Here is an 8,983-nt window from a genome sequence, read left to right on the forward strand (position 1 = left end):
TGGGTATGGTCCTGGCGGTACGGTGAGGCAGGCGCGGCCGGAGCCGTAGCGCCAGGCCTCCACCCTCCCCCAGCCCCTCCCTGAAAGGGAGGGGAGAGGAGGTCACACCAGCGCCTTGGCCTCGTCGTCCATGGTGCCGCTGACCTCGTTGGCCTGGAGGATCATCTCCGTATGCGCGGCGCCCGAGGGGATCATCGGGAAGCAGTTGGCGAGCTTCGCCACCATGCAGTCGACGATCACCGGGCCGTCATGCGCCAGCATCTCGGCGATGCCCGCGTCCAGCTGGTCGGGCCGCTCGATCTTGATGCCCTTCCAGCCATAGGCCTCGGCCAGCTTGACGAAATCGGGCAGCGAGTCCGAATAGCTTTCGGCATAGCGGCTTTCATAGGTCAGCTCCTGCCACTGGCGGACCATCCCCATATATTCGTTGTTGAGGATGAACACCTTGACCGGCAGGCGATACTGGGTGGCGGTCGCCAGCTCCTGAATGTTCATCTGGATGCTGGCCTCGCCGGCGATGTCGATCACCAGCGCATTGGGATTGCCCAGCTGCGCGCCGATCGCCGCGGGCAGGCCATAGCCCATCGTGCCGAGGCCGCCGCTGGTGAGCCACTTGTTGGGCGCCTCGAAGCCGAAATGCTGCGCGGCCCACATCTGGTGCTGACCCACTTCGGTGGTGATGATCGGGCTCTTCGCCGCGGTCGCCTCATAGAGGGCGCGGATCGCGCGCTGCGGCATGATCGCCTCGCCGCCATCCGGGAAGGCGAGGCAGGCGACCGCGCGCCACTCCTCGATCCGCTTCCACCAGTCGGCGAGGTCGGGCTTCTGGTGTTGGCGCGCCTTCCAGATGCGCAGCATGTCCTCCATCGCATGGCCGGCATCGGCGACGATGGCGTGATCGATCCGCACCGTCTTGTTGATGCTGGAGCGGTCGATGTCGATGTGGACCTTGCGGCTCAAAGGGCTGAACGCATCCAGCCGCCCGGTGACGCGATCGTCGAACCGCGCGCCGATCGCGACGATCAGGTCGGCCTGGTTCATCGCGTGATTGGCCTCATAGGTGCCGTGCATGCCGAGCATGCCCAGCCACTGCGGCCCGCTCGCCGGATACGCACCCAGGCCCATCAGCGTCGAGGTGACGGGCGCGCCGGTGACCCTCGCCAGTTCGCGCAGCAGTTGCGATGCCGCAGGCCCGGCGTTGATCACGCCGCCGCCGGTATAGAGGATCGGGCGCTCCGCCGCCGCGAGCATGTCGACGACCTGCTCGATGTCCTCGCGTGGCGCCTTGAGCGCAGGGCGATAGGTCTTGTGCTGGATCGGGCCGGGCTTGCTGTAGCGCGCGGTGGCGACCTGCACGTCCTTGGGGATGTCCACCACGACCGGGCCGGGGCGGCCGGAGGTGGCGATGTGGAACGCCTCGTGGATCACCGCGCCGAGCCGCGCGGGATCCTTCACCAGATAATTATGCTTGGTGCAGTGGCGCGTGATGCCGACGGTGTCGGCTTCCTGGAACGCGTCCGAGCCGATCAGCGCGGTGGGGACCTGCCCGGTGATGACGACCATCGGGATCGAATCGAGCAGAGCATCGGTGATGCCGGTGACGGCATTGGTCGCGCCGGGGCCGCTGGTCACCAGCACCACGCCGGGCTTGCCGGTGGAGCGGGCATAGCCCTCCGCGGCGTGGGTGGCGGCCTGTTCGTGGCGGACCAGGACGTGCTTGATCCGGCCGCTGCGGAACATGGCGTCGTAGATCGGCAGCACCGCGCCGCCGGGGTAGCCGAAGACGATCTCCACGCCGAGATCGCACAGCGCCTCGACCAGGATATCGGCTCCACTCTTCTCGGTCACGTGTCTTACTCCGTTGCGGTGCAGCGCCGCTAACGAGGGCAAGGGCAGGGGTCAAGCTTAAAACAAGAAAGTTTCCCGCAAAGCACCGATAGAGAAACAAAGTTGCGAGGCTCTCGGCCATGCAACAGGTGGCTGATTGCGGAACCAGGTATATTGCCGCTTGGCATATTGGCGGGTGGCGAGAGCAAGCGACTCGCCCGTTTCCGCCCGATCCGCTTCGCCGACGAGCAGCCGGGCGATCTCCGGAACGCCGATGGCGCGGCGCACTGGCGCGTCGGCGGGGAGCGGACGGGCGAGCAGCGCGGCGACCTCCTCGATCGCGCCCTCGTTCAGCATCGCGCTGGCGCGCGTGTCGATCCGCGCGTTGAGCACACCGCGTTCGGGCAACAGGATCAACGGGCGGAGCGACACGGCGTCACCGATCCCACCGTGCCGTTCGGCCTGCCATGCCGAGAGCGGGCGACCGGTCGATCGGACCACTTCCAGCGCGCGGGTGACCCGCGTCGTGTCGGCGGGGGCGAGCCGGGCGGTGGCGAGCGGGTCCTCGCGCGCGAGCGCCGCATGCGCCTCGGCGACCGGCATCGCGCGCACGGCCGCGCGCACCGCCGGATCAATCTCGGGCACGGGCGCGATCCCGTCGAGCAGGGTGCGGATGTAGAGGCCGGTGCCGCCGACCAGCACCGGCAGCCGCCCGCGCGCGTGGATCGCCGCGATCGTGTCCCGCGCCTCCGCCGCCCAGCGCGCCGCGCTCATCGCCTCGGCGCCGTCAATGTGGCCGAACAGGTGGTGCGGCGCCTGCGCCTCCTCTTGCCGTGAGGGTCGGGCGGAGAGGATGCTGAGGTCGCGATAGACCTGGCTCGCGTCGGCATTGACGATCTCGCCGCCGGCAAGCGCCGCCAGCCGCAGCGCGAGCGCGGACTTGCCGCTGGCGGTAGGCCCGGCGATCAGGGCGAGGGGCGGGTGCATGCGCCAGCCCTACCGTTCGCCCTGAGCGAAGTCGAAGGGCATGGGGCGCGGTTCGCGCGGGTGCTTCGACTTCGCTCAGCACGAACGGAACGGAAGGGGGGACAATGGCAGACACGGCAGCTAGAGGCGCGCGCATGTTCACTGCCACCCTGATAGCAGCCGGGCGCCTGACGCCAACGATCCTCGCCGAAGCGAACGACCGCCTTGCCGCCGCGGGCTGCGTGCCGACCACACTCGGCTGGCTCGACGAGGGCGATGCCGCCGACATCCATTTCGGCCTCGCCGCTGCCGATGCGCGCACGGCCCTGGAGGGCGGGTTCGAAGGCGTGGACGTCGTGGTGCAGTCGATGACCGGGCGCGAGAAGAAATTGCTGGTCGCCGACATGGATTCGACGATGATCACCGTCGAATGCATCGACGAGCTCGCGGACTATGCTGGGCTGAAGCCGAAGATCGCGGCGATCACCGAGGCGGCGATGCGCGGCGAGCTGGATTTCGCGGGCGCGCTCGACGCGCGGGTGGCGCTGCTCAAGGGGCTGGAGGCCTCCGCGATCGATCGGTGCCGGGCCGAGCGGGTGACGCTGATGCCCGGCGCGCGCACCCTGGTGCAGACGATGCGCGCGCGGGGCGCCGCCAGCGTGCTGGTGTCGGGCGGGTTCACCGCCTTCGCCGAGCCGGTGGGCAAGGAGATCGGCTTCGACCGGGTGATCGCCAACCGGCTCGACATTGTCGACGCCGCACTGGCGGGCACGGTCGCCAAGCCGATCGTCGACGCCGCCACCAAACTGGAGACGCTGCGCGGGGTTCGCGCCGAACTCGGCCTCGCCGACGAGGCGACACTGGCGGTGGGCGATGGTGCCAACGACCTGGCGATGATCGGCGAGGCGGGGCTGGGCGTCGCCTATCGCGCCAAGCCGGTGGTCGCCGCCGCGGCGATGGCGCGGATCGACCATGGGGACCTCACCGCCTTGCTGTGGGCGCAGGGGATCGCGCGGGCGGATTGGGTGGAGTGAAGCGGCTTGACGCCTAATCCGGCTTGTTCGGATTGCGCCTCCCCGGCGAACGCCGGAGCCCAGTTGCGAGCGTTCCGTAACTGGACCCCGGCGTTCGCCGGAGGCGCTAAAGCCGTTCGGATCGGTAGTTACGGCGCCACCACCACGCAGCTGACGCCCGACTTGCGGCAGGCGGCCTGCGCCGCGGCCTTGCTGGCGAAGCCGGTCGCCTGGAGGCGCGTGATGCCGCCGCCGCGGACGTAGGAGACGCTGCCGCCGGTGCGGCCGCCGACGCGCGACCATAAAGTCTGCGCGTTGCCCTCGTCCTTGAAGGCGCCGAGCTGGATTCGCCACGCGCCGCCACGCGCCGGCTTTGGCGCTGCCGCCTTCACCGGAGCCGGCTTTGGCGCGGGCGGGGCCGGGCGCGGTGCGGGTGCGTCGGGCGCCGCATAGGTAGCGCCCGCTGACGAAGGCGCGACAGGCGTGGTGCGGACCGGGCGGCTCGTCGCCGGACGGCTTGCGGGAGGTGGCGCAGGCGGCGGCGCGGCCACCGCCGCCATTTTCGCATTCTGCGCGATCTCCCCGGCCATGATCGTGCCCTGCTGGCGCTGCTCGGGCGAGATATACTGGTCCATCTGCGCCAGCGTCTGGCCGGCCTGGGGCAGCCCCTGCTGCGAGGAGCGGGTCATCAGCGCATAGGCGCGCGGCCAGTCGCGCGTGATGCCGTCGCCATTGAACAGCATGGTGCCTAGCACCAGCTGCGCGCGCTTCTCGTCGCGCGCGGCGGACTTCTCCAGATAGGGCAGGGCCTCGGCCTTCTTGCCATCCTGGAACAGCGTCAGACCCAACGCGTCCTCGGCCTGGGCGTGACCCTTCGCCGCGGCCCTGCGGTACCAGCTCTGCGCCATGGCGAGGTCCAGCGGCACGCCGCGACCGAGCTTGTACGCCTGCCCCAGGTTGAACTGCGCGTCCGGGTCCCCCGCCTCGGCCAGCGGCCGCCATTCGCGCACCGCGGCGACGAACTCGCCCTTCGCCCAGGAGTCCACGCCCGTCTTCACGTCCGCCGCGGCGGGTGCCGCCACCAGAAGCAGCGCCGCCGCGCCGATGCCGATCCTCTTCACGCGAACACCCCCACCGATAGCTCCGTCGCCGCTATGGCGCAGTTCCGCGCCTGCGAAAAGCGCGCGTTAACCGCTCCTTGAGGGATGACGTGCCATTCCGGCACCTGAAATGGTCGGGGGACAGACGGGGCACATGCGGGTTCTGGCGTTGGCATCGCAGAAGGGCGGGTCGGGGAAGACGACGCTCTCCGGGCACCTTGCGGTGCAGGCGCAGCTCTCGGGTGCCGGCCCGGTGGTGCTGATCGACATCGATCCGCAGGGTTCGCTGTCCGACTGGTGGAACGAGCGGACCGACGAATTTCCCGCCTTCGCGCAAACCACGGTGGCGCGGCTCGCCGCCGACCTGGAGGTGCTGCGCCAGCAGGGCTTCAAGCTGGCGGTAATCGACACCCCGCCCGCGATCACCATGGCGATCCAGAGCGTGATCCAGGTGGCCGAGCTGATCGTGATCCCGACCCGGCCGAGCCCGCATGACCTGCGTGCAGTGGGGGCCACCGTCGACCTGTGCGAGCGCGCCGGCAAGCCGCTGATCTTCGTGGTCAATGCTGCCACCCCCAAGGCGCGGATCACCAGCGAGGCCGCGGTGGCATTGTCACAGCACGGCACCGTCGCCCCGATCACGCTGCACCAGCGCACCGACTTCGCCGCCTCGATGATCGACGGGCGCACGGTGATGGAAGTCGACCCGAACGGCCGATCCGCCCAGGAGGTGATCGCCTTGTGGACCTATCTGGCCGACCGGCTGGAAAAGAATTTCCGCCGCACCGTCTTCGCGGTGCCCGGGGCGAGCGCAGGCTTCGCCGGTGCGCGGCCCGCAGGCGGCGGCTTCGGCCGCCGGGTGGTGGCATGATGATCGCGACTTCCAAACCCTTCGCCAGCCTTTCCTCCGGGCTGCTGGCCCGCAAGGGACAGGCGCGGCCGGCGATGCGCCGGCAGGCGACCCTCGCCGAGGCCGGCGACGCGCTCGGCTGGAATGACATGGGCGAGCCCGCGCCGCTGCCGGAGCCCGAAGCGCAGCCGGAAGCGGTTGCGGCCGAGCCGCCTGTGCCGACCCAGCGCGAATCGCTCGTCAGCGCGGTGCCGGTGCTCACCGCCGCAAAGAGCCGCAAGGCGTTCACTTTGCGGCTCGACGCTGAGCGCCATGCGCGGCTTCGCCTTGCGGTGGCCGGGCAGGGCCGCTCCGCCCAACAGCTGGTGACCGAAGCACTGGACGCTTTTCTCGCCACGGTGCCGGCAGGGCAGGAGCGGGCGCGCGACACCGCGGGCAAGACGGTTCGTTCGGGGGAATGAGGATGAAGTCTCACACGCTGTTCGGGATCGGCGCGACCGCGCTGCTGCTCGGCGGCTTCGCCGCGGGCGGGGTGACCCTCGCCGGTGCTCCCGAGGTCGGCAAGCAGGCCGAAAAGGCTGCCAGGAAGGCGACCAAGGCCCTGAACAAGGGACAAGGCGCCGGCGCGATCACGCTCGCCGAGGCTGCGGTGGCCCTGGCGCCGCAGGAGGCGCGCTACCGCCTGCTGCTCGCGCAGGCGTATCTGAAGGCGGGGCGGTTCGCGTCGGCGCAGGCGACCTTCGCCGATGTGCTCGCACTGGAGCCGGGCAATGGCCGCGCCGCGCTGAACCTCGCGCTCACGAAAATCGCCGGGGGCGACTGGGGCGCAGCCCGCACGCTGCTGACCCAGCATGCCGGCGCGATCCCCGCCCGTGATCGCGGGCTCGCCTGGGCGCTGTCCGGGGATCCGATCGGTGGCGTCCAGATCCTGATGGCGGCGGCGCGCGAACCGGGCGCAGACGCCCGCACGCGGCAGAACCTGGCACTGGCGCTGGCCCTCGCCGGTCAGTGGCGCGAAGCCAAGATGGTCGTGCTCAGAGACATGGCCGAAAAGGATGCGACCCGCCGCCTCATGCAATGGATGGCGTTCGCCCGGCCAAGTCACGCCTCGGACCAGGTCGCTGCGCTGCTTGGGGTCCGTGTCGTCGAGGATGCGGGGCAGCCGGCCGCACTGGCCCTGAGCCAGCCGGCACCTGCCGAGCCGTCGTCGCCGCCGGTGGCGGTGGCTGCGGTCGATCCGGCCGAAGCGCACGTGGCCGCGGAAGTGCCTGCCGCTGGGGGTGCGGTGCGGATCGTCTTCGCCGAGCGGCGCGAGGTGGTGCAGCCGCTGCCCAGCACCGCGCCGCGGATCGCCGCCGCTGGGGGCGCTTTCAAGACCCGCCTGTCGGTCGCCGTCCCGCCACGGGCACCGGCGGCGGGCCAATGGTATGTCCAGCTTGGCGCCTTCGACAGCGCCGGTGTCGCCCGCAACGCCTGGGCGCGTGCGACCCGCCGCTATGCGGCGCTCGCGGATCACACACCCGCCGGCACCGAATTCCACGGGCGTCGCGGCAGCTTCTACCGCCTCGCGGTCGGTGGGTTCGCTCGCGGCGATGCCGTTTCGCTGTGCCGCACCCTTCGCGCCGAAGGCGGCGCGTGCTTCGTCCGTCAGGCGGCAGGGGACCGGGTCGCCGCGTGGGCGAAGCCGTCGCGCGCGCTCGAGGTTGCCGCCAATGGGGGCGGACGCGGCGGGGTAGCCGCGCGCTGAGGCCCTCGGGCCTGTCCGCCTAGAGTTCGCGGCCGCCCTTGAAGAGGCGCAGCACGCGGCCCTGAACCGGCAGGCCGTCGAACGGGGTGTTGCCGGCGCTGCCGGGCATCGCCTCGGCGGTCACCTGCCAGGGCGCGTGTTCGTCCAGAACCACCAGGTCCGCGGGCCGCCCGGGTGCGAGCACCCCGGCGTCAAGCCCGAGAAGCCGGGCGGGGTTGGCGGCGATCAGCTCAAACAGCCGCTCGATCGTGATGCAACCATCCCGCACCAAGCCCAGGCCCAACGGCAGCAGGGTTTGCGCGCCGGCGGCGCCGGGTTCCGCATCGGCGAAGGGCAAGCGCTTCTCCTCCGGGCCGCGCGGGTCGTGGCCGGAGCACAGGATATCGATGGTGCCGTCCGCCAGGGCCGCCAGGGCCGCCTGCCGATCGCTCTCGTCGCGAAGGGGCGGGGACAGCCGCGTGAAGGTGCGGAAGCTGGAAACCGCGATGTCGGACAGCAGCAGGTGTGCGGGCGTGATCCCGCAGCTGACCGGAACCCCGCGGCGCTTGGCGCTGCGCACCAGATCAAACGCGGCGGCAGTGGTGACCTGCCGCACGTGCAACCGGGCGCCGGTTTCCTCCGCCAGCATCAGGTCGCGCGACACCGCCAGCGCCTCGGCAACGGCGGGTGCGGAAGGAAGGCCCAGCAGCGATGCGGTGAGCCCGTCGGTGGCAACCGCGTCGCCGGCAAGGCCGCCGTCCTCGGCATGGCTGATCACCGGCATGCCCAGGTCCCGCGCGTAGAGCAAAACCCGGCGCATCACCGCCGAATCGGCGATCCAGCCGCGGCCGGTGGCGACGGCGCGGGCGCCTGCCGAGCGGCAATAAGCGAGCTCCGCGATCTCGCGCCCGTCGAGGCCCCGGGTCGCCGCGGCGATGGGATGGATCCACAGGTCCGGTCGTCCGATCAGGCTGGCGCGCTGGACGATGCCCGGCTCGTCGAGCACGGGGGCCTGGTCCGGCATCAGCCCGACGCGGACGATCCCGCCGAAATGAAACGCTTCCCGGTCGATCTTCTGCACGCAAGGGTCGATCACTGCCGGTGCCAGCAGCCGGCCGCCGCAGTCGATCACCGCGGCACCGTCCGCCCGTTCTACGATCATGCTGTCGCGGACGCAGAGTTCACGGCCTCCACCGAGCACCCGCGCGTTGACGAACCGGATCGAACCCGGAGTCATGCCCAGCCCTCGATCCCGCGCGCCCGGCGGGTCAGCACGTCCAAGCAAGCCATCCGCACGGCCACGCCGGTGGCGACCTGTTCGGTGATCGCCGACCGGGTGGGATGGTCTGCGACGCTGGAGGCGATCTCCACGCCGCGGTTCATCGGGCCCGGGTGCATCACCAGCGCATCGGGCCGCGCGCGGGCGAGACGTTCGGGCGTGAGGCCGTATTGGAGATGGAACTCGCGCGGGGAGGGGATGTAGCCGCCCGCCATCCGCTCG

8 protein-coding genes and 1 pseudogene are annotated in these 8,983 nt (G+C 70.9%); 4 read left to right on the forward strand and 5 right to left on the reverse strand.

Annotated features, from left to right (window positions below; translation table 11 throughout):
• Nucleotides 1–102 precede the first annotated feature (102 nt).
• Both ACFDTH_RS05450 and miaA read right to left on the reverse strand, forming a co-directional pair.
• On the reverse strand, nucleotides 103–1,848 hold the full coding sequence (locus ACFDTH_RS05450; protein ID WP_375286496.1) for an acetolactate synthase 3 large subunit: 1,746 nt from the start codon (nucleotides 1,846–1,848) through the stop codon (nucleotides 103–105).
• Nucleotides 1,849–1,905: 57 nt separating this feature from the next.
• Nucleotides 1,906–2,814: a tRNA (adenosine(37)-N6)-dimethylallyltransferase MiaA gene (gene miaA / locus ACFDTH_RS05455; RefSeq protein ID WP_375286498.1), complete on the reverse strand. Its 909-nt coding sequence runs from the start codon at nucleotides 2,812–2,814 to the stop codon at nucleotides 1,906–1,908.
• 134 nt (nucleotides 2,815–2,948) lie between these two features.
• On the opposite strand from miaA, the gene serB reads away from it, so the two are divergent.
• Entirely contained in the window at nucleotides 2,949–3,827 is an 879-nt protein-coding gene (gene serB, locus ACFDTH_RS05460) for a phosphoserine phosphatase SerB (protein ID WP_375286499.1), read from the forward strand.
• Nucleotides 3,828–3,955: 128 nt separating this feature from the next.
• On the opposite strand, the gene ACFDTH_RS05465 is transcribed toward serB, so the two are convergent.
• On the reverse strand, nucleotides 3,956–4,927 hold the full coding sequence (locus ACFDTH_RS05465; protein ID WP_375286500.1) for an SPOR domain-containing protein: 972 nt from the start codon (nucleotides 4,925–4,927) through the stop codon (nucleotides 3,956–3,958).
• Nucleotides 4,928–5,060: 133 nt separating this feature from the next.
• On the opposite strand from ACFDTH_RS05465, the gene ACFDTH_RS05470 reads away from it, so the two are divergent.
• From ACFDTH_RS05470 to ACFDTH_RS05480, 3 genes are read left to right on the forward strand one after another with little or no spacing between them, the layout of a single operon-like run.
• Entirely contained in the window at nucleotides 5,061–5,777 is a 717-nt protein-coding gene (locus ACFDTH_RS05470) for an AAA family ATPase (protein ID WP_375286501.1), read from the forward strand.
• 2 nt (nucleotides 5,778–5,779) lie between these two features.
• Nucleotides 5,780–6,217, forward strand: coding sequence for a hypothetical protein (locus tag ACFDTH_RS05475; RefSeq protein ID WP_375286506.1), 438 nt, complete (start codon nucleotides 5,780–5,782; stop codon nucleotides 6,215–6,217).
• Between the two features lie 2 nt (nucleotides 6,218–6,219).
• Nucleotides 6,220–7,503: a tetratricopeptide repeat protein gene (locus ACFDTH_RS05480; protein WP_375286502.1), complete on the forward strand. Its 1,284-nt coding sequence runs from the start codon at nucleotides 6,220–6,222 to the stop codon at nucleotides 7,501–7,503.
• A 19-nt stretch (nucleotides 7,504–7,522) separates the two neighbouring features.
• Here ACFDTH_RS05480 and ACFDTH_RS05485 read toward each other — a convergent pair whose 3' ends face one another.
• Nucleotides 7,523–8,719, reverse strand: a complete 1,197-nt coding sequence (locus tag ACFDTH_RS05485; RefSeq protein ID WP_375286503.1) for a dihydroorotase family protein — start codon at nucleotides 8,717–8,719, stop codon at nucleotides 7,523–7,525.
• Nucleotides 8,716–8,983 (reverse strand): annotated as a pseudogene (gene pyrB, locus ACFDTH_RS05490) (aspartate carbamoyltransferase catalytic subunit); the annotation flags it as partial. The pseudogene pyrB and the gene ACFDTH_RS05485, both read right to left, overlap by 4 nt.

Origin of the sequence: Sphingomonas sp. (assembly GCF_042096255.1) — a bacterium.
Classification (GTDB): Bacteria; Pseudomonadota; Alphaproteobacteria; order Sphingomonadales; family Sphingomonadaceae; genus Sphingomonas.

What these genes read in the sequence shown, in the direction of transcription:
- miaA (WP_375286498.1), bottom strand. Translation starts at nt 2,814, where the DNA reads ATGCACCCGCCCCTCGCCCTGATCGCCGGGCCTACCGCCAGCGGCAAG.
- serB (WP_375286499.1), top strand. Translation starts at nt 2,949, where the DNA reads ATGTTCACTGCCACCCTGATAGCAGCCGGGCGCCTGACGCCAACGATC.
- ACFDTH_RS05470 (WP_375286501.1), top strand. Translation starts at nt 5,061, where the DNA reads ATGCGGGTTCTGGCGTTGGCATCGCAGAAGGGCGGGTCGGGGAAGACG.
- ACFDTH_RS05480 (WP_375286502.1), top strand. Translation starts at nt 6,220, where the DNA reads ATGAAGTCTCACACGCTGTTCGGGATCGGCGCGACCGCGCTGCTGCTC.
- ACFDTH_RS05485 (WP_375286503.1), bottom strand. Translation starts at nt 8,719, where the DNA reads ATGACTCCGGGTTCGATCCGGTTCGTCAACGCGCGGGTGCTCGGTGGA.